This is a genomic window from Streptomyces sp. NPDC058289 (genome assembly GCF_042880975.1).
Classification (GTDB): Bacteria; Actinomycetota; Actinomycetes; order Streptomycetales; family Streptomycetaceae; genus Streptomyces; species Streptomyces stoeckheimensis.
In genome coordinates this window covers 90,170-110,560 of record NZ_JBHVYI010000007.1, presented here as the reverse complement: position 1 = coordinate 110,560, position 20,391 = coordinate 90,170, and the positions used below count along the sequence as shown (strand labels likewise).

Sequence of the window (20,391 nt, the reverse complement as noted above, 5' to 3'; positions counted from 1 at the left end):
AATCCGCCTTACGGGGCGTCGCCGGGTCCGGACCCTCCAGCGGGTCCGGGTCCGGTGGGGCCGCCGAGCACCGTCTCCACCGTGTCCGCGTCCTGCGCCCGCTTGTCGGGGCGGTGGCGCAGGACGCGCGCGAACCGCAGGGCGACCCCGGCCGGGTAGCGCGGGGAGCGCTGCAGGCCGTCGTAGGCGATCTCCACCACCAGTTCGGGGCGCACCCGGACCGTGTGGCCGTCGTCCTCGACCGCGAGTTCGCCGAGCCGCTCGGTCTGCCAGCGCAGCATCGCGTCGGTCAGTCCCTTGAAGGTCTTGCCGAGCATCGCGTAGCCGCCGTCGGCGGTCCGGGCGCCCAGGTGCAGATTGGACAGGAGGCCGGTGCGCCGACCGTGGCCCCGTTCGACGGCGAGCACCACCAGGTCGAGGGTGTGCACCGGTTTCACCTTGAGCCAGTGCTTGCCGCGTCGGCCGGCCGCGTAGACGGAGTCGAGGGCCTTGAGCATCACGCCCTCGTGCCCCCGGCCCAGGGTCCGCGCCCAGAACTCCTCCGCCTCGGCCGCCTGCGCCGCCGGGTCCTCGACCACGAGCCGGCCGACCCGGAACTCCTCCGGTACCAGGGCGGTGAGCGCCTCGTACCGTTCGCGCACCGGCAGGTCGAGGAGCACGCGGTCCCCCGCCACCAGCACGTCGAAGAAGTAGGGGACGACCGGAAGGGTCCGCCGGGCGGCCTCGACGTCGGCGCGGGAGCCGACCCGGCTCGCCACCTCCTGGAACGGCACCGGGCGCCCGTCCGCCGCGGAGCGTCCGATGACCTCCCCGTCGAGGATGAACCGGTCCCCCGGAAAGGACCGGGCCAGCTCGGCCACTTCCGGCAGCCGGCCGGTGATCTCGTCGAGGGAGCGCGTGTACACCCGTACGTCGTCCCCCTCGCGGTGGACCTGCACCCGGATCCCGTCGAGCTTCTCCTCCACCGCACACGGCCCGAGCACGGTCAGGGCCTCGGCCACCGACTTGGCCGTGTTCGCCAGCATCGGCTGTACGGGCTGCCCGACGCGCAGGGTGACCTCGCGCAGGGCCGCCGCCCCCTCGGCGAGCACGGCCGCCGCGACCCGGGGCAGGGAGCCGTCGAGCATCGCGGCCCGGCGCAGGGCGGCGGCGGGCACCCCGGCCGCGGCGGCCACCCCGTCCAGGGCCACGGCGTCGAGCGCGCCCTGGCGCACCTCCCCGCCGAGCAGGCTGCGCAGGAACCGCTGCTCGGCCTCGGTGGCGGCGCCGAGCAGCGCGTCCAGGATCCGGCGGCGTTCGGCCTGGGCGCCTGCCCCGGCAACGGCGGCGAGCCGGGTCACGGCCTGGTCGACGGCGGTCACGGTCAGGGTGGGTTCGGCGGCCGGTTCGGTCTCCCCGGCGAGCGCCCGCCAGCCGATCCCCGGGCGGCCCTGCGGGAGCCGCCCTGCGAGGTAGGAGACGACCAGCGCCGCTTCCTCGGCGGGCGCGGCGGCGAACAGCTCCGCGAGCAGGGCGGTCTTCCCCGACCTGGCGGAGGTGTCGGCGACCTCCCGGGACACGCGCGCAACCTCGGCCAGCAGCATGCGGCCATCCTCCCGCCGCTCGGCGTGCGCCGCAGCCCGGCGTGCGCAGGCCGCCGGGCGCCGGGCGCAGGGCTGCGGGCGCCGGGCTGCGGGCGCCGGGCTGCGGCAAATCCACTTCGCCGGCGTTTGAGGCGCGGGGCCTGGGGCGGAGCCCGCCACGCGGCGGAGCCGCGGAATGCTGCACAGCCCGGAAGGGGTGGGGTGGGGAAGGAATCGCCCCCGGCCCGACCCCGCCGGGCTTTCCGACTCCCTGCCCCGGCCCCCGGCCCGGACTCCCGGCCCCGGCCCCGGCCCGCCGCCCGCCGCCCGCCGCGTTACCGCGTACCGCAGGCGCGGTATGCCGACCGGCCGGCGTAGTCCTTGAGGACGTCGGCAGTTCAACCTGCGGGAGCGCGGACGGCACGGCCTTGGCGCTTAGGGTTCCCGTATGAAGCTCCGACTGCCACGACGCCGCCGAAGCCGCCTGCTCGCGGGCGCGGCCGCGCTCGCCGTCGTCGCGGGGGCGGGCACCCTCACGGCCACCGCCGCGGCCGGCGACGCCCCGTCCGTGCGCCGCGAGGACAAGGTCCTCGACATGCCCGGCGCCGGGATCGACATCTCGTACTTCACCAGCGGGGACACCGCGGGGGACGGCGGGGCGAAACGTCCCGCCGTGCTCCTCGCCCACGGTTTCGGCGGCAGCAAGGAGGACATGCGTCCGCAGGCCGAGCGCCTCGCGCGTGACGGCTACGCCGTCCTGACCTGGTCCGCGCGCGGATTCGGCCGCTCCGGCGGGAAGATCGGGCTCAACGACCCCGCGTACGAGGTCAAGGACGTCTCCCGGCTGATCGACTGGATCGCCGCCCGGCCCGGGGTGCGCCTCGACGCGGCGGGAGATCCGCGCGTCGGCATCGCGGGCGGCTCCTACGGCGGGGCGGTCTCCCTGCTCACGGCCGGCAACGACCCCCGCGTGGACGCCATCGCCCCCTCGATCACCTACTGGAACCTCGCGGACTCCCTCTTCCCCAACGGCGTCTTCAAGAAGCTGTGGGCGGGCCTCTTCTTCACCACCGGTTCCGCGGGCGGCCTGCAGCCGAGCGCCTCCGGCCCGGGCGCCGTCCCCCAGGCGGCCCCGGCCGCACCCGGCTGTGGACGCTTCCAGCCCGAGCTGTGCGCCATGTACGAACGGGTCGCGGTGACAGGCAAGCCCGACCCCGAGGCCCGCGCACTGCTGGAGGAGCGCAGTCCCTCGGTGGTCGGCGGCGCGATCAAGGTGCCGACCCTGATCACGCAGGGCCAGGACGACTCCCTCTTCCCGCTGGACCAGGCCGACGCCATGGCCCGGACGATCGCCGCCAACGGTGCGCCGGTCTCCGTGGACTGGGCGGCCGGCGGTCACGACGGGGGCATGCGCGAGGCGGACCGGGTCGAGGACCGGGTGAAGACCTGGTTCGACCGGTACCTCAAGGACGACGCGGCCGTGGACACCGGCCCCGCCTTCCGCGTCTCGCGCTCCGGCGGCATCGACTCCACCGACGGCCGGGTCACGCTGCGCGGAGCGAGCGGCTCCACCTATCCCGGGCTGCTGTCCGGGCCGCGCGAGTTCGCCCTGACCGGCCGGGAGCAGACCTTCGCCAACCCGGCCGGCGGGGCCCCGCCCGCGCTGTCCGCGCTGCCGGGCATCGGCGGGCAGCTCGCCGCCCTCGGAGGCGGCCTCTCGCTGGACTTCCCCGGGCAGAACGCCCGGTTCGAGTCGGAGCCGCTGACCGGGGAAACCCGGATCACCGGGACCCCGACCATCACCCTAAAGGTGAGGTCTACGGCTGCCGACGGTTCGGCCGTTCTGTTCGGCAAGGTGTACGACGTCAGCCCCGACGGGCGCCAGCAGGTACTGCCGAGTCAGCTGGTGGCGCCGGTGCGGGTGGAGGACGCGCAGCAGGACAAGACCGTCGAACTGCGGCTGCCCGCGATCGACCACGCGGTCGAGGCCGGGCACCGGCTGCGGCTCGTCGTCGCCGCCACCGACCTCGGCTACGCCTCCCCGGCCGCGCCGGCGACCTACACCGTCTCGGCGCAGGGCCCCCTGGCCGTGCCCGTCGCGGGCGGGGTGCGCACGGCGTCCTCCGGGCTGCCCGCCTGGACCTGGTGGATGCCGCTCGGGGCCGCGCTGCTGGCCGCGGCGCTGGTGGGGATCCGCAGGACCGGCCGTGGGCCGGGCGGTCCGCCGAAGGGCGGCACGCAGGCGGGCGCGGCGCAGCCCGACCCGGCGCTGGCCGACGTACCGCTGGAGATCACCGGGCTGACCAAGCGCTACGCCAAGGCACAGGACCGCTACGCCGTACGGGACCTGTCCTTCCGGGTGGAGAAGGGGCAGGTGCTCGGCCTGCTCGGGCCCAACGGCGCGGGCAAGACCACGACCCTGCGGATGCTGATGGGCCTGATCTCTCCGGATGCCGGTGAGATCCGGGTCTTCGGGCACCAGGTCCGGGCCGGTGCGCCCGTGCTCTCGCGGGTCGGGGCGTTCGTGGAGGGTGCCGGCTTCCTGCCGCACCTGACGGGCCGCGCCAACCTGGAGCTGTACTGGCAAGCCACGGGCCGCCCGGCCGCGGACTCCCACATGGAGGAGGCCCTGGAGATCGCCGGGCTCGGCGACGCGCTGGAGCGGGCGGTCCGCACGTACTCGCAGGGCATGCGCCAGCGCCTCGCGATCGCGCAGGCCATGCTCGGCATGCCGGACCTGCTGATCCTCGACGAACCGACCAACGGTCTGGACCCGCCGCAGATCCGCGAGATGCGCGACGTGATGATCCGGTACGCGGCCGGCGGGAGGACGGTCATCGTCTCCAGCCATCTGCTGTCGGAGGTCGAGCAGTCCTGCACGCACCTGGTGGTCATGGACCGCGGCCGGCTCGTCCAGGCGGGCGAGGTCGCCGAGATCACCGGCGGCGGGGACGTCCTGCTGGTGTCGCTGGCCGAACCGGTGGACGAGGCGGTCTTCGGGAAGATCGCCGCGCTGGAGGGAGTGGAGTCCGTGGCGAGCGCCGAGGACGGTCTGCTCGTACGGCTGGACGGCGCGAGCGCCGCCGAGCTGATCGCCGAACTCGTACGGCTGGAGGTGCCGGTCTCGGGAGTGGGGCCGCACCGGCGGCTGGAAGACGCGTTCCTCACCCTGATCGGAGGCGCGGCATGAACACCGTGACGGATGCGAACGCGCACGTGAACAACACAGGCTCGCCCGCGAACGGCGACGTGACGCCGGACGGCATCGGCCGCGAGGTCGCCCACGGCTACCGGGCGAACCGGACGCTGCCGCTGCGCGTGGAGGCGCTGCGGCAGTGGCGCCGGCGGCGGACGCTGGTGATGGGCGGCATCCTGGCCGCTCTGCCCTTCATCCTGATGATCGCCTTCGCGGTCGGCGGCGGCCCCGGCAGCCGCGGCGGCAACGACGGCCGGATCACCCTCATCGACACGGCGACGGCCTCGGGCGCGAACTTCGCGGCCACCTGCCTGTTCGTGTCGGCCGGGTTCCTGCTGGTGGTGCCGGTGGCGCTGTTCTGCGGGGACACGGTGGCCTCGGAGGCCAGCTGGTCGTCGCTGCGGTACCTGCTGGCCTCGCCCGTGCCCAGGGCCCGGCTGCTGTGGAGCAAGCTGGTGGTGGCCCTCGGGTTCAGCCTGGCCGCGATGGTGCTGCTGCCGCTGGTGGCGCTCGCCGCGGGTACGGCGGCCTACGGGTGGGGGCCGCTGGAACTCCCCGCGGGCGGCTCGCTGCCGGCCGGGGACACGATCGGGCGGCTCGCGATCGCCGTGGCGTTCGTCTTCGTATCGCAGCTGGTGACAGCCGGGCTGGCGTTCTGGCTGTCGACGCGGACGGACGCGCCGCTGGGCGCGGTGGGCGGGGCGGTCGGTCTGACGATCGTCGGCAACGTGCTGGACGCGGTGACCGCGCTGGGGTCCTGGCGGGAGTTCCTGCCGGCGCACTGGCAGTTCGCCTGGGCCGACGCCTTGCAGCCCCAGCTCGAGTGGGGCGGGATGATCAAGGGGACCGTGGTGTCGGTGTCGTACGCGGTGGTGCTGTTCGCGCTCGCGTTCCGCGGGTTCGCGCGCAAGGACATCGTGTCCTGAGGTTCCGCCGTCGGGGGCCAACCCGGGCGGACCCTCGTGTGCCTGCCGCGCCGGCGGCCCGTACCCCCCAAGAATCGCCTCGGTCAGGGCGTACGGACGCGTCCGAACGGCACCGAGGGGTACGACCCATGGACAGAGCAGGACTTCCGCCTCGCAGGTTCGTGCTGACGGGTGGCCTCACGGCCGCCGCGGCCCTGCTCACGGGATGCTCGGCCAAGAGCACCCCGAAGGCGACGACGGCCGCGCCGGAGCCGCGCCCGAGCACCCCCGAGGGCGCGTACAGCCGCCTTATGGAGGGCAACAAGCGCTGGGTGAGCGGCAGCCTGAACCACCCCGACCGGGATCCGAACCGCCGAGAGCTGGTGGCGCAGGCGCAGGATCCCTTCGGCGTGATCCTGGCCTGCATCGACTCCCGGGTGCCGCCGGAGCTGCTCTTCGACACCGGGCTCGGCGACCTGTTCGTGCTGCGCACGGGCGGGCAGGCGGTCGGCCCGGTGGTCACCGGGTCGGTGGAGTTCGGGCCCATGACGGCGGGCACCCCGCTGATCATGGTCCTCGGCCACCAACGCTGCGGGGCCGTCGACGCCTCGTACAAGGCGTTGCGGGAGGGCAACCCGCTGCCCGGCAACCTGCGGGCGATCGAGAAGGCGCTGGTGCCGGCGTACGAGCTGACGATCAAGGACCCGGGCGCCGACCCGGTCGACACGATGATCCGCCATCAGATCAAGGTGACGGCGGACGATCTGCGTGCCAACGCGGATCTGGCGCCCCTGGTGGGGAAGGGCTCGCTGGCCGTGGTCGGCGCCTACTACTCGCTGGACACCGGCCAGGTGGAGATTCTGACGGGGGCGCCGACGGGGAGCCCTTCCGCCAGCCCGTCGGCCAGTACCTCGGCCTCCGGGAGCACCTCGCCCAGCCCGTCGGCATCGGCATCGGCGTCCACATCCCCGTCCGCGTCCCCGTCGGCATCGGATTCCGCATCCGCGTCCCCGTCGGGGTCCGCTTCCGTCAGTCCGTCGCCCGACGCCTCCTGACGGCGGGACCGGTCAGCCTGCGGCGGCTCCCGCGACGGCGTCGACCTCCGCCAGGAGTTCGGCGTCGAGCGGCCGGTCGGCGACGGCCGCGTTGGCCCGTACCTGCTCGGCGGACGTGGCACCCGCGATGACGGAGGCGCAGCCGGGCTGGGCGGAGAGCCAGCCGATGGCGAGTTCCAGGACGGTGCGCCCGTGCTTGTCGGCCAGCGCCGCGAGGGCTTCCACGGTGTCGAGGCGCTCGTCGGTGAGGTAGGCGTCGCGGCCTTCGAGGCGGGAGCCCGCGGGGACGGGAGCGCCGCGGCGGATCTTTCCGGTCAGCAGCCCGTTGGCCAGCGGGAAGTACGGCAGGACGCCGACTCCGTAGTGGAGGGCGGCCGGGACGAGCTCGCGCTCCGCCGATCGCTGGAGCAGCGACCACTCGTTCTGGGCGGATACGAAGGGTGCCGCGCCGGTCTCGCGGGCCACGTGGGCGGCTTCGGCGAGCTGCCAGCCGCTGAGGTTGGAGTGGCCGATGTAGCGGATCTTGCCTTCGGTGACGAGCTCGGTGAGCGCGGCGAGGGTTTCGGCCACGGGAACGTCCGGGTCCGGGCTGTGGAGTTGGTAGAGGTCGATGTGGTCGGTCTGCAGGCGGGTCAGGGATGCTTCGACGGCGCGCCGGATGTACGCGCGGCCGCCGCGGGAGCCGGCGGCGGGTCCGTAGCCCATGTCCACGCCGTCGTAGCCGAACTTGGTCGCGAGGACGACCTGGTCCCGGCGGCCCTTGAGGGCTTCGCCGAGGTGGGTTTCCGAGCCCCCGGCGCCCCCGTAGATGTCGGCGGTGTCGAGGAGGGTGATGCCCGCGTCGAGGGCGGCGTCGACGACGGTGCGGGTGGCCCGGGCGTCTAGGCGACCGCCGAAGTTGTTGCAGCCGAGCCCGATCGCCGACACCTGAAGACCTGAACTGCCCAGGGGGAGATGGCGCATTTCTTTGTTCCTCCGCACTCGTCCGGCACATGATCGGCAGGACGGCAGTGTAGATCGCACCCGACCCCCGGCCCCGGGACGGGTGCCTGCACCGGCGTAGAAGTTCACACGATCGCAAAAGACTTCGCGGAGGTCGGCGCCGGTGACCGGGGCCGGTGACCGGGGCCGATGACGGGGCCGGTGACCGGGGCCGGTGACCGGGGCCGGGACGAGCGCGGCCGTCGTTCCGTGCGGGTCAGTAGTCGATGTCGACGACCGTGGGGCGGCCGAGGTCGGGCTGGTCCCGCAGGGGCAGCTCGGTGCCCGGGCGCTCCAGTTCCAGTACGACGAACTCGTTGGCGCCGGCACGCCACAGCGGGGCGGGTGCGTACAGGGTGCGCTGGGGGCCGCGCGGGGTGTCGTAGTGCCCCAGGAGGAAGCCGTTCAGCCAGATCAGGCCGGTGCCCCAGGAGGAGAGGTCGACGAAGCCGTCGGCCGGGGGCTCGGTCAGGGTGTGGGTGAAGCGGTGGAAGACGGGGGTGTCCGGGGCGGCGGAGTCCCCCGACCACACCAGCGCGGCCAGTTCCGTGAGCGGGAGCGGTCGTATCTCCCATTCGAAGAGGTGCTGGTGGCCGTGGCGCACGGCGCGGGAAATGCCCTTGCGGTCGTCGAGGAGCGGCCCGTAATTGACCCGGCCCTGGGCCCGGACGAGCAGGTCGAGGACGACTCCTTCCTCGCCGACGGGCAGGTCCAGGCCCTCGTCCGGTGAATTGCGGTCCAGGATGCCGAGCGGTGCTCCGTCGGCGAAGACGTACGCCCGGTCGCCCAGCCCGTCGATCTTGACCGGCATGACGGGGCGCGGGCCGGTGATGGTGGTGCGGTAGTGGATCAGGCCGTGGTCCTGGCCGAGCTTCTCCATCGACTCGGGAGCGGGGCGCAGGAGCGGCGGGCCGGCGAGGAGGTCGAGGTGCGCGAGGAGCGGCGCGATGCCTCCGGCGACGGCGAGGGCCGGGGTCATCCGGGGCGGCGGCTCGGGCAGCGGGCCGTCGGGCAGCGGCACGTACTTGCCGATGACCTCGCGGAACGCGTGGAATTTCGGGGTCAGTTCGCCGGCCTCGCCGATGGGGGCGTCGTAGTCGTAGCTGGTGACGGTGGGCTGGTAGCCGGGGTCGCCGGGCCGGGATCCGGTGTGGTTCGCGCCGGCCCAGAAGCCGAAGTTGGTGCCGCCGTGGGCCATGTAGAGGTTGACGGAGGCTCCGGTGGCGAGGAGTTCGTCGAGCGACTGCGCCGCGTCCTCCACGGGGCGCACATGGTGCTCCTCGCCCCAGTGGTCGAACCAGCCGATCCAGAACTCCATCGCGGTGAGCGGGCCGGTCCGCTGGTAGCGGCGCAGGGACGCGAGGCGTTCGGCGGGCTTGGCTCCGAAGGTGGCGGTGGCGAGCCGTCCCGGGACCATGCCGCCCTGCAGCATGGCGTCCTCGGGTCCGTCGGCGGTGAACAGCAGGCAGTCGACGCCGCGTTCGAGCAGCGAGCGCTCGATGTGGGCGCGGTAGCGGGTGTCGTTGCCGTACGAGCCGTACTCGTTCTCGATCTGGACGGCGACGACGGGACCGCCGCGGCTCGCGAGGTACGGCAACACCTCGGGAACCACGAGGTCGAACCAGCCGTCGACTTCGGCCTCGAAACGCGGGTCGGAGCAGCGCAGGCGCAGGCCGTCGACGGCGAGGAGGCGGGCGGGCAGGCCGCCGAAGTCCCATTCGGCGCAGATGTAGGGGCCGGGGCGGACGATGACGTCGAGGCCGAGGTCCTGGGCGATGCGCAGGAAACGGCCGAGGTCGCGCCAGCCGGTGAAGTCGGCCTTCCCGGGGGCGGTCTCGTGGAAGTTCCAGGGGACGTAGGTGTCCACGGTGTTGGCCCCCATGGAGCGCAGCCGGGTGAGGCGGTCTTCCCACAGATCGGGGTGGACCCGGAAGTAGTGCAGTGCCCCCGAAACGATGCGGTGGGGGCGGTCTGCGCGTCGGAAGCCGTCCTGGTCGTGCGTGAGCATGCGCTGACTCCCGGGAGAGATCGAGATGCTGCCGTGAGGGGGCGGGACGTGGCCGAATATATGAACGCGCGGTCCGCGCCGTCAATGACCGGTTGATCGGGTTCGATCGAATCGATCGTTTCGGTTTTCTGTGGTGGAATCGAGCGGCACGCGCACCACGGACCACACACGAGCCATGCACACGGGCCACGCACACGGACCACGGACCACGCACCACGGGCCGGGCACACCGCAGGGGGATCCCTTGAGACCACATGTCGACCAGCGCCAGGCCCGCGTGCTCACCCTCGTCCGGGCGCGGGGCAGTGCACGTGTCGCGGACCTCGCCAAGGAGCTGGGCATCTCCCCGGTGACCCTGCGGCGGGACGTCGAGGCGATGGCGGCGCGGGGCGAGATCCAGCGGATGCACGGGGCGATCAGCCGGCTCGAGCCCGTCCCGGCGGCGCCGGTACCGGGGCCCGCGGTGCCGGGCTCCGTACCCGACCCGGGTCGCGGTGGCGGCGGGCTGGTCATCGGGATGGTCGTGCCGACCACCGAGTACTACTACGCGGACGTCGTACGGGGCGCCCGCGAGGTGGTCGAGGCGAGGGGCGCGCGGCTCGCCGTGGGGCTGACCCGGTACCTGGCGGGCGAGGACCGCACGCAGGCGGACCGGTTGCTCTCCACGGGGGCGGACGGACTGCTGCTGACCCCGAACTGGGAGGCCGGAACTCCCGGACCCGGCGAAGGGGCGTGGACGGCCGAACTGCCCGTGCCGACCGTCCTGGTGGAGCGGTGGGCCCCGCCGGGGCATCCGGCGGCCTCCCTGGACCGGGTGTCCTCCGACCACGCCGACGGCGCGGCGCGGGCCGTGGCGCACCTGGCGGAACGGGGGCACAAGCGGATCGCGCTGGCCAGCCGGGAGACCCCGACGTCGGGGCGGCTGCGGACCGGCTTCGCGGCGGCCGTGGCCACCCTCGGGCTGGAGCCGCCGCCCGCATGGCCTGCGGCCGGGGCGTGGCCTGCGGCCGGGGCGGGCGCGACGGCCGGGGCGGCTTCGCCGGCGGAGGCGGAGGCCTTCGCGCGGACCCTGGACTACTTGTGCGCGGCGGTGTCCGAGGGCGGAGTGACCGCTGCCCTGATCCACAGCGACACGGACGCGATCATGCTGATCCCGCGGCTCCAGGCGCGGGGGGTGCGGGTGCCGGAGGACCTGGCCGTGATCACGTACGACGACGAGGTGGCCGAGCTGGCCGACGTACCCCTGTCGGCGGTGGCTCCGGCCAAGCGTGAGGTGGGGGCGCGGGCGGCGGGCATGCTGCTGGACCGGCTGGAGGACCGCGGGGCGGGGCGGGAAGGGCCGCGACAGCATCTGGACCTGCTTCCCCGGCTGACGGTCCGCCCGTAGCCCCGCGAGGTGTGCGTTTCGCGTGTGCGTTTCGATCGAATTGCGGATTCGCTCTTGACGACATGATCGTCCGCGCAAAAGGATGAGGCTCGCGAACAGCTCCGGGGCCGCCACTTTGGGGAGCGGCGGCCCCGGGGCCCATTCGCCCCGCGAGGACCTGCCGGTTGCCGCCCGCCGGGTTGCCGCCCGCCGGTCGGTTGCGCCCACGTGTCGGTACCGGCGCCTCGGCCGGGGTTTGTGACCATCGGGACTTCGGATCTCACGGCAGGAGCCGCCAAGTGACCCACCCCGCCTCCGACTCCGCCCCATCCCCTCTCGCCGCGCCCCGCCGGCCGGTCACCGTGCTCGCCATGGGCTCCGGGACCCGGGCCGCCGTCCTCGGTGACCGGATCCTTCCGGAGCTGGTCCGGGTCGCCGACGTGGATCCCGGGCTGTTGGTCACCGACTTCGGCTCCGCCTGCTCCGAGGACGCGCTGCGGCAGCGGCTTGCCGTGGCCGAGGTGCTGTTCACCGGGTGGGGCTGCCCTCCGCTGGACGCGCGGGCGCTGGAGCTGATGCCGGAGCTCCGGGCGGTCGTGCACGCCGCGGGCAGTGTCAAACACCATGTCACCCCGGCTTGTTGGGAGCGGGGGCTGCTCGTGTCCAGCTCGGCCGCCGTTAACGCCCTGCCGGTCGCGGAGTACACGCTCGCCGCCATCCTGTTCGCCAACAAGCGGGTCCTGGACTCCGCGCACGCCTACCGGGCCGCCCGCGGCCACATCGACCCGCTGCGCCACTACCCCGCCGTCGGCAACTACCGCCGTACCGTCGGCCTGGTCGGCGCTTCCCTGATCGGCCGCCGCGTACTGGAGTTGCTGCGCCCCTTCGACCTGCGGGTGCTCGTGCACGATCCGTACGCCGATCCGGCCGAGCTCGCCGCCCTCGGCGCCGAGGCCGTCGCCCTGGACGAACTGCTCTCCCGCAGCGACGTGGTGAGCCTGCACGCTCCCGAGCTGCCGCAGACCCGCCGGCTGCTGGACGCGTCCCGGCTGGCCCTGATGCGGGACGGGGCCACCCTCGTGAACACCGCGCGGGGCTCGCTCGTCGACACCGCGGCGCTGACCGGGGAGCTGGTCTCGGGGCGGCTGCACGCCGTGCTCGACCACACCGAGCCGGAGGTGCTGCCCGCCGACTCCCCCCTGTACGACCTGCCCAACGTGCTGCTCACCCCGCACGTGGCCGGTTCCCTGGGCGGGGAGCTGGACCGGCTGGCGTTGTCGGCGGTCGAGGAAGTGGCGCGCTACGCCCGGGGGCTCGGCTTCCGCCACGCCGTCGACCGGGACCGGCTCGGCCACTCGGCCTAGGGCCTGTCGTCAAACTCCCGTCGTCGCCCGAAGGGCGGCCTCGCGGGCGTCTGGTGCGCCGCGAGGCAGAAGGGAGTTCGACGACAGGCCCTAGGCTTTCTCCGTCGGCTCTTGCCCGGCCCGCGCCGCGCGGACGAGCCGCTCCAAGTACGCGCGGCCCGGCCCGAGCCGCTCCGGCAGCGCGCCGGCGCCGGGGTACCAGCGCTTCTCGTACTCCCAGCAGAGCCAGCCCCCCGGCGGTACGAGGGCCACCGCCTCGGCGAGCGGCAGCGCTCCCCCGCCGAGCCCGAGCGGGGTCAGCTCCTGCGCGGACGCCACGTCCTTGACCTGGACGTACCCCAGGTGCCCGGCGAGGGCCCGGCTCGACTCGGCCGGCGACTCGCCCCCGAGCCAGGTGTGCAGTACGTCCCACAGCGCGCCCGCGCCCGGATGCGCGACCCGGTCGAGGACCCGGGCCGTGGCGGTCGCCGTGCGGTGCGAGTCGTGGGTCTCCAGCAGGATCCGCACCCCGTGCCGCTCGGCGAAGGGTGCGGCGGCCCGCAGCCTGCGGACCGCGTGGTCGTCGGCGTCGACCGCGGGCGGTTCACCGCCGCCGGGGAAGACCCGTACGTAGGGGGCTTCGAGGTCGGCGGCGAGCCGGACCAGGGACTGGATCTCGGCGAGGACGGGCTCGTCGGGGCCGGGCGCGGCCACCCGGGCGTAGCCCGCGACTCCGAGGACAGTGACGCCGGCGGAGGCCAGGGTGCGCAGTCCGGCCGCGCGGTCGCCGGCGGAGCTGGCGGGATGCAGGGGCTCCTCGGGGTGGGCCCGCAGTTCGAGGCCCTGGAAGCCGTGCGTGGCGGCGAGCTCCGCGCTGCGCTCCAGCGGGGTGCCGGGCAGGCCGAGGGTGGAGAAGGCGTACCTCACGGACGGCTTCCTTCGGTGGCGGCGGGGAGCCTGCCGGCGGCGGGCGCGGTGGCGGGCGGCGGCGCGGTGGAGGCGCGCACCGTCAGCTCGGCGGGCAGCGTGGTGATACCGCCCGGGGGCAGCGCTCTGCGGCCCGTGACGAGCTGGGCGGCGAGCACCCCCGCCTCGCGCAGCGGCACCCGGACGGTGGTGAGGGCGGGTGCGGTGTCGACGCAGACGGGCAGGTCGTCGAAGCCGGCGACGGAGACGTCCTCGGGTATCCGCAGGCCGGCCTCGCGCAGGGCCGCGGCGACCCCGGTGGCGACGCTGTCGTTGGCGGCGGCCACGGCGGTGAAGGGCGCTCCGCGGCGGAGCAGTTCACGGGTGGCGTCGTATCCGGCGGACCGCTCGAACCCCGCGTGCACGGTGAGGCCGGCACAGTGCGCGGGCAGTTCGGGGTCGTGGTCGCGCAGGGCGTCCTGGTGTCCGGCGAGGCGCTCCCGGGTGGTGCTCAGTCCGGGCGGGCCGGCCACGTAGGCGATGTGTCGGTGGCCGAGCGTCAGCAGGTGCTCGGTGAGCCGGAAGGCGCCGCCCCGGTCGTCGAACATGACGGTGGCGACGGGGAGTCCGGCGGGCATGGGCAGCGGGGGCCGCCCGCAGAGCACCACCGGGGCGCCGGTGGCCGCGATGCGGGCGAGACGGGCGGCGAGCGCCCGGGTGTGCTCCGGGTCCTCCACGGCGCCGCCGGTCAGGACGACTCCGCCGGCCCGCTGTCCTTCCAAGAGGGCGAGGTAGTCGAGCTCGGCGGCCGGGGCGCCCTCGGTGTTGCAGACGACGGCGAGCCGGCGCGCGCCGCCCTGCCCGCCGGGGGCCAGGGCGCTCTGCAGGGATCCGGCGAGGATCCCGAAGAAGCTGTCCGCGACATCGTGGACGAGGACGCCGATCAGGTCGGAGGTCGCGGCGGCGAGGGCCCGCGCAGGGCCGTTTGCGATGTAGCCGAGGTCCTCGATCGCCCGCTCCACGCGGGTCCGGGTGGCGCCCGCCACCGGATACCCGCCGTTGAGCACGCGCGAGACCGTGGCCGGCGATACGCCCGCGTGCACCGCCACTTCGGCGAGTGTGACCGCCATCGTCCCCTCCATCCGTTCCGTCCGGGGTCATCGTCTCACCCGGTGTGTGGATCTCCATAGCCCCCGATGAAGAAAGCGCTTTCTATCACCCGTAAGAGTCTTGCACCGCGACACCACGCGGCCCTAGCCTGAGCGGAGAGAAAGCGCTTTCTATGCTGCTTTCTCGGAAACTCCGCACAAGAAACACCGCAACAAGACGAAGGAGGGGGACATCGTGCAGCGCAGGACGATCAAGATCGCCATGAACGGCGTCACCGGGCGGATGGGATATCGCCAGCACCTGGTCCGCTCCCTGCTCGCACTGCGCGAGCAGGGCGGGCTCGACCTCGGCGACGGCACGGTGCTGTGGCCGGAGCCGGTTCTGGTCGGCCGGCGCGAGGAGGCCCTGCGGGCCATCGCGGAGCGGCACGGCCTGGAGCACGTGAGCACCGACCTGGCTGCGGTGCTGGCCGACCCCGAGGTCGAGATCTATTTCGACGCCCAGGTCACCAGCGCCCGTGAGGCGGCCGTGCGGCAGGCCGTGGCGGCCGGCAAGCACGTCTACTGCGAGAAGCCCACCGCCCTCACCTTCGAGTCCTCGCTGGAGATCGCGCGACTGGCCGACGCGGCCGGCGTCAAGCACGGGGTGGTGCAGGACAAGCTGTTCCTGCCGGGCCTGCTGAAGCTCAAGCGGCTCATCGACGGCGGCTTCTTCGGCGAGATCCTGTCCGTGCGCGGGGAGTTCGGATACTGGGTCTTCGAAGGCGACTGGCAGTCCGCCCAGCGCCCTTCCTGGAACTACCGCTCCCAGGACGGCGGCGGCATCGTCGCCGACATGTTCCCGCACTGGGAGTACCTGCTGCACGAGCTGTTCGGCCGGGTCCGCACGGTGCAGGCGCTGACGCGCACCCACATCGGCCGCCGCTGGGACGAGGCGGGCAAGCCGTACGAGGCCACCGCGGACGACGCGGCGTACGGGATCTTCGAGCTGGAGGGGGGCGCCGTCGCGCAGATCAACTCCTCCTGGGCGGTACGGGTCAACCGCGACGAGCTCGTGGAGTTCCAGGTGGACGGGACGCACGGGTCGGCGGTCGCCGGGCTGCGCGGCTGCCGGATCCAGCACCGCGCGACGACCCCGAAGCCGGTGTGGAATCCGGACCTGCCCCTGACCGAGAGCTTCCGCGACCAGTGGCAGGAGGTCCCGGACAACACCCCCGCCGACAACGGCTTCAAGGCCCAGTGGGAGCTGTTCCTGCGCCATGTCGTACGGGACGAGCCCTGGCAGTGGGACCTGCTGGCCGGGGCCCGCGGGGTGCAGCTGGCCGATCTCGGGCTGCGTTCCTCTGCGGAGGGCCGGCGGCTCGTGGTCCCGGAGGTGGCGCTGTGAGCATCCGGCTCCCCTCGGCGGACGGCGGGCTGCGCCTCCACGCGCCGGTGACCGCTCCGCTGGCGCCGCTCACCTGCGGCCCGGCCGGCAGCCGCATCTTCTACTCGGCCGCGCACGTGGTGGCCGACCCCCTCTCCGCCTCGGCCGAATCCGGCCCGGTGATCGACTGGGAGTCCACGCTGGCCTTCCGGCACACCCTGTGGGCGCAGGGTCTCGGGGTCGCCGAGGCCATGGACACGGCGCAGCGCGGGATGGGGCTGGACTGGCCGGGCGCGGCGGAACTGATCCGCCGTTCGACCGCCGAAGCCCGGTCGGTGGGCGGCCGGATCGTCTGCGGGGCGGGCACCGACCAGCTGGCTCCGGACACCGCGCACACCCTGGCCGCCGTCACCGCGGCGTACGAGGAGCAGCTGGCGCTGGTCGAGGAGTGCGGGGCGACGGCCGTGCTGATGGCCTCCCGGGCGCTGGCCGCGGCGGCGCGCGGTCCGGAGGACTACCTGGAGGTGTACGGGAGGCTGCTGCGGCAGAGTTCCCGGCCGGTGGTCCTGCACTGGCTGGGGCCGATGTTCGACCCGGCGCTGGAGGGGTACTGGGGGCACGCGGACCTGGACGCGGCCACGGACGTCTTCCTGAAGATCATTTCCGAGTACCCGGAGAAGGTCGACGGCATCAAGGTCTCGCTGCTCGATGCGGGGCGCGAGGTGGACATCCGGCGGCGGCTGCCCGCGGGCGTGCGCTGCTACACGGGCGACGACTACCACTATCCGGAGCTGATCGCCGGGGACGGCGAGCTGGCCAGCGACGCCCTCCTGGGGATCTTCGATCCGATCGCCCCGATCGCGGCGCGGGCGGCGCTCGCCCTCGACCAGGACGACGCGACCGGATTCCGGGAGCTGCTGGATCCGACGGTGGCGCTGTCCCGGCACCTGTTCGCTCCGCCCACCCGCTACTACAAGACGGGCGTCGTGCTCCTGGCCTGGCTCGCGGGACACCAGGAACACTTCGCGATGGTCGGCGGGCTGCACTCGGCCCGCTCGCTCCCCCATCTGGCCACCGCCTACGAACTGGCCGACAACCTCGGCCTGTTCCCGGACCCGGAGCTCGCCGAGGCCCGGATGCGACAGCTGCTCGCGCTGCACGGGGTGACCTCGTGAGCCCGGCGGCGGCGCCTGCCCGGTTCAGCTTGAACCAGGAGACGATCCGCCAGTGGTCCCTGCCCGAGCTGGTGGCCGGGTGCAGCGCGGCCGGGGTCGGCGCGGTCGGGCTGTGGCGCGATCCCGTACAGCGGTTCGGGGTGCGGGAGGCCGCGAAGCTGGTCGCCGGGGCCGGACTCCGGGTCAGTTCGCTGTGCCGGGGCGGCTTCTTCACCGCCGCCGATCCGGACGGGCGGGCGGCCGCCCTCGAGGACAACCGCCGTGCCGTGGAGGAAGCCGCCGAGCTGGGCGCCGACGCGCTGGTCCTGGTCTCGGGCGGCCTGCCGGACGGTGACCGGGACCTGGCGGGAGCCCGCCGGCGGATCGTCGACATCCTGGGCGACCTGGTCCCGTACGCCGCCGGGCACGGGGTGCGCCTGGGGATCGAGCCGTTGCACCCGATGTACGCCGCGGACCGCTGCGTGGTCTCCACCCTCGGTCAGGCCCTGGACATCGCCGAGGAGTTCCCCGCGGCGCGGGTGGGGGTGGTCGTCGACTCCTACCACCTGTGGTGGGACGAGCGGCTGCCTTCCGAGGTCCGGCGGGCCGGAGAGGCCGGCCGGATCGTGTCCGTCCAGGTCGCCGACTGGGTGACGCCGCTCCCCGAAGGCGTGCTGCTGGGGCGGGGACAGCTGGGCGACGGCTCGATCGACCTGAGGGCCTTCCGGGAGCTGACCGACTCCGCGGGGTACCTGGGGCCGGTAGAGGTGGAGATCTTCCATCCCGGGCTGTGGGCGCGCGACGGCGACGAGGTGCTGCGGGAGGTGATCGACCGCTACCGCGAGCACGTCGCATGAGGTGAAGGGGGTGCGTGAGCCGAAGTACACGAAGTACACGGGGGCCACAGCGTTTCAGGCGAAGCAGCGTTTCAGGCGAAGCAGCGTTTCAGGCGATGCAGCGTTTCAGGCGAAGCAGCGTTTCAGTCAAAGGAGACTGTGATGACAGATGTGTGGAGCCGCCGTGCCTTCCTCACGGGGGTCGGTGGCAGCGTGGTGCTGCTCGGCACCCCCGCCTTCCCCGCGACCGCCGGGACGGTGACCTCGGTGCACGCCGCCATGCGCGCGGTGTGGCAGGGCCTCGTCCTGGGAAGCGTGTCCTCCCCCACCGCGGAGCCGTTCCGCACGCGGCTGGTCGCGCTGGGCGCACAAGCCGGCCAGTGGCGCTCCTCGATGGCCCCGGCGACCGGTTCGCTCTGGCCCGACCAGGTCTTCAGCACCGACCCCGAGTGGATGGCGCAGAGCTACTACCGCCTGCGGAGCATGGCGGAGGCCTATGTCAGACCGGGGACGGGGCTCACCGGTGACGCCGCGCTGCGTACGGCCGTGCTGACCGGACTGGACCATCTCCACGCCCAGGTCTACAACGCCGGGCAGGCGCGGTACGGCAACTGGTGGTGCTGGCAGATCGGCGCCCCCCAGGCGCTGCTCGACACCGTCGTCCTGATGTACGGCCGGCTCTCCGCGGCCCAGCTCACCGCCTACTGCGCCGCCGTGGACCACTTCGTACCGGATTCCACGGTCGGCTCGTACACGGGGACGAGCACCGGGGCGAACCGGGTGGACCTGTGCCGGGTGCTCGCGCTGCGCGGTGTGGTCGGCGGCGACGACGCGAAGATCGCCCTGGCCCGGGACGCGCTCACGCCGGTGTTCCCGTACGTCACCTCCGGCGACGGGCTCTACCGGGACGGCTCCTTCATCCAGCACACCTACGTCGCGTACACCGGCTCGTACGGTTCGGTCATGCTCGGCGGACTGGGCATGCTGTTCGGCCTGTTGAAGGGAACGGCCTGGGAGGTCACCGACCCCGGCGCGCAGATCGTCTTCGACGCGGTGGAGCACGCGTGGGCGCCGTTCCTCTACAACGGACTGATGATGGACGCCGTATCGGGGCGGGCCCCCAGCCGGGGGGTCCAACTGGCCGATCCCCTCCAGGCGCAGCTGGACGACCACACCCGCGGGCACTCGGTCCTCGCCGCGATCCTGCTCCTCGCCGAGGGCGCGAGCACCGCCGAACGGACGCGCTGGCGCGGCTTGGTGAAGGGCTGGTCGGCGCGGGACTACTACAGCCCTCCGATGGCGGACGCCACCCAGAGCCTGGCGGCCCTGGCCCGGCTCTCCGAGGTCTCGGCGGACGCCACGGTCACGGCGGCGCCCGAGCCGGTGGCGCACCGGTTGTTCCCCTCGATGGACCGGGCCGCGCACCGCAGGCCGACGTGGGCGGCCTCCCTGTCCATGGCCTCGAAGCGGATCACGCACTACGAGACGGGCAACGGCGAGAACCTGCGCGGCTGGCACACGGGCAGCGGCATGCTCTCCTGGTGGGGCTCCACCTACGGGAACGGCCAGTACTCGGACGCGTTCTGGCCCACGGTCAATCCCTACCGGCTGCCCGGGACCACCGCCTCCCGCAAGGCGCTGGCCGACGGAGCCGGGGGCGACTGGGGTGCCTCCCGGCCGGACGTCACCTGGGTGGGCGGCACGACCGACGGGGAGTTCGCCTCGGCGGGCCAGCACCTGAAGGGGCTGGGCAGCACGCTCTCGGCCCGCAAGTCCTGGTTCTTCCTCGACGACACGGTGGTCTGCCTGGGCGCCGGGATCAGCTCCACGGACGGCGCCGCGGTCGACACGGTCATCGACAACCGGAACCTGGGCGCGACCGGCGCCCACGCCCTGACCGTGAACGGCACGGTCCAGCCGGCCACGCTGGGCTGGACCGCCTCCTTCCCCGGGCCCGGCTGGGCGCACCTGGCGGGCTTCGGCGGCTATGTCATGTCGGGTTCGAACACTTTCAGGGCGCTGCGGGAGGCCCGCACCGGCCGGTGGAGCGATATCAACCGGAGCGCCTCGACCACGGCCCTGACCCGGCGCTACCTGACCCTCTGGTACGACCACGGGACGGACCCGACCGGCGGCAGCTACGTCTACCAGCTGATGCCGGGGGCCTCGGCCGCCCAGACCTCGGCGCGGTCCGCCGCCACCGGATGGCTCACGGTGCTCGCCAACAACACGACAGCCCAAGCGGTGGCGGTGGGCTCGCTCGGCTTCACCGGGGTGAACTTCTGGCAGCCCGCGACCATCGGCGCCCTGCAGGCGAGCGCGCCGTGTTCGGTCACGGTGCGGGAGCTCGGCGACGGCACGGCCGTGGTCTGCGTCTCGGACCCGACCCGCACCCTCTCGGGACTGACCCTCGTGTGGAACCGGCCCGTCACCCAGGTGCTGTCCCAGCCGGCGAGCGTGGTCTCGGCAAGCACCGGGACCGCGCTCCAGCTCGGCTTCGGCAGCCTCACCGCTCTGGCGGGAGCGAGCCAGGTGGTGAAGGTGAGACTGGGGTGATCTCCGGACCACTCCTGGTCACCTGATCCCCGGCCACCCGCGGGGCGG

14 protein-coding genes are annotated in these 20,391 nt (G+C 73.7%); 9 read left to right on the top strand and 5 right to left on the bottom strand.

What is annotated here, in order from left to right; all coding sequences use genetic code 11:
• Window positions 1–8: 8 nt before the first annotated feature.
• Entirely contained in the window at window positions 9–1,583 is a 1,575-nt protein-coding gene (locus tag ACFVX6_RS05430) for an ATP-dependent DNA ligase (protein WP_389688202.1), read from the bottom strand.
• Window positions 1,584–2,010: 427 nt separating this feature from the next.
• On the opposite strand from ACFVX6_RS05430, the gene ACFVX6_RS05425 reads away from it, so the two are divergent.
• The 3 genes from ACFVX6_RS05425 to ACFVX6_RS05415 all read left to right on the top strand — a co-directional run bounded on the left by ACFVX6_RS05425 (window position 2,011) and on the right by ACFVX6_RS05415 (window position 6,718).
• Window positions 2,011–4,752, top strand: coding sequence for an alpha/beta fold hydrolase (locus ACFVX6_RS05425; protein WP_389688200.1), 2,742 nt, complete (start codon window positions 2,011–2,013; stop codon window positions 4,750–4,752).
• Window positions 4,749–5,684 carry an ABC transporter permease gene (locus ACFVX6_RS05420; protein ID WP_389688198.1) on the top strand — a complete coding sequence of 312 codons (936 nt, stop codon included), beginning with the start codon at window positions 4,749–4,751 and terminating at the stop codon, window positions 5,682–5,684. Before ACFVX6_RS05425 ends, ACFVX6_RS05420 begins: the two co-directional genes overlap by 4 nt.
• A gap of 128 nt (window positions 5,685–5,812) precedes the next feature.
• Window positions 5,813–6,718 (top strand): carbonic anhydrase, encoded by a 906-nt coding sequence (locus ACFVX6_RS05415; RefSeq protein ID WP_389688196.1) that lies wholly within the window; start codon window positions 5,813–5,815, stop codon window positions 6,716–6,718.
• Between the two features lie 12 nt (window positions 6,719–6,730).
• Here the strand turns inward: ACFVX6_RS05415 and ACFVX6_RS05410 are convergent, their stop codons facing one another.
• Window positions 6,731–7,681, bottom strand: coding sequence for an aldo/keto reductase (locus ACFVX6_RS05410; protein WP_389688194.1), 951 nt, complete (start codon window positions 7,679–7,681; stop codon window positions 6,731–6,733).
• A 235-nt stretch (window positions 7,682–7,916) separates the two neighbouring features.
• A complete protein-coding gene (locus ACFVX6_RS05405) occupies window positions 7,917–9,707 on the bottom strand; it encodes a beta-galactosidase family protein (protein WP_389688192.1) in 1,791 nt (596 codons plus the stop codon).
• Window positions 9,708–9,951: 244 nt separating this feature from the next.
• Here ACFVX6_RS05405 and ACFVX6_RS05400 point away from each other — a divergent pair, with 244 nt between their 5' ends.
• Complete coding sequence (locus ACFVX6_RS05400) at window positions 9,952–11,094, top strand: substrate-binding domain-containing protein (protein ID WP_389688190.1); 1,143 nt, start codon at window positions 9,952–9,954, stop codon at window positions 11,092–11,094.
• A gap of 350 nt (window positions 11,095–11,444) precedes the next feature.
• A complete protein-coding gene (locus ACFVX6_RS05395) occupies window positions 11,445–12,437 on the top strand; it encodes a hydroxyacid dehydrogenase (RefSeq protein ID WP_389688267.1) in 993 nt (330 codons plus the stop codon).
• A 90-nt stretch (window positions 12,438–12,527) separates the two neighbouring features.
• On the opposite strand, the gene ACFVX6_RS05390 is transcribed toward ACFVX6_RS05395, so the two are convergent.
• Window positions 12,528–13,343: a sugar phosphate isomerase/epimerase family protein gene (locus ACFVX6_RS05390; RefSeq protein ID WP_389688188.1), complete on the bottom strand. Its 816-nt coding sequence runs from the start codon at window positions 13,341–13,343 to the stop codon at window positions 12,528–12,530.
• The gene (locus tag ACFVX6_RS05385) at window positions 13,340–14,452 is read right to left on the bottom strand and encodes a LacI family DNA-binding transcriptional regulator (RefSeq protein WP_389688186.1); all 1,113 of its coding nucleotides are present in this window, start codon (window positions 14,450–14,452) and stop codon (window positions 13,340–13,342) included. The genes ACFVX6_RS05390 and ACFVX6_RS05385 overlap by 4 nt, the downstream gene beginning before the upstream one ends.
• Before the next feature lie 241 nt (window positions 14,453–14,693).
• Here ACFVX6_RS05385 and ACFVX6_RS05380 point away from each other — a divergent pair, with 241 nt between their 5' ends.
• The 4 genes from ACFVX6_RS05380 to ACFVX6_RS05365 all read left to right on the top strand — a co-directional run bounded on the left by ACFVX6_RS05380 (window position 14,694) and on the right by ACFVX6_RS05365 (window position 20,343).
• Window positions 14,694–15,818, top strand: coding sequence for a Gfo/Idh/MocA family protein (locus tag ACFVX6_RS05380; RefSeq protein WP_389688265.1), 1,125 nt, complete (start codon window positions 14,694–14,696; stop codon window positions 15,816–15,818).
• Window positions 15,815–16,972 (top strand): dihydrodipicolinate synthase family protein, encoded by a 1,158-nt coding sequence (locus tag ACFVX6_RS05375; protein ID WP_389688184.1) that lies wholly within the window; start codon window positions 15,815–15,817, stop codon window positions 16,970–16,972. The genes ACFVX6_RS05380 and ACFVX6_RS05375 overlap by 4 nt, the downstream gene beginning before the upstream one ends.
• A gap of 29 nt (window positions 16,973–17,001) precedes the next feature.
• The gene (locus ACFVX6_RS05370) at window positions 17,002–17,808 is read left to right on the top strand and encodes a sugar phosphate isomerase/epimerase family protein (protein ID WP_389688182.1); all 807 of its coding nucleotides are present in this window, start codon (window positions 17,002–17,004) and stop codon (window positions 17,806–17,808) included.
• 141 nt (window positions 17,809–17,949) lie between these two features.
• Window positions 17,950–20,343, top strand: coding sequence for a polysaccharide lyase 8 family protein (locus ACFVX6_RS05365; RefSeq protein ID WP_389688180.1), 2,394 nt, complete (start codon window positions 17,950–17,952; stop codon window positions 20,341–20,343).
• Window positions 20,344–20,391: the final 48 nt, after the last annotated feature.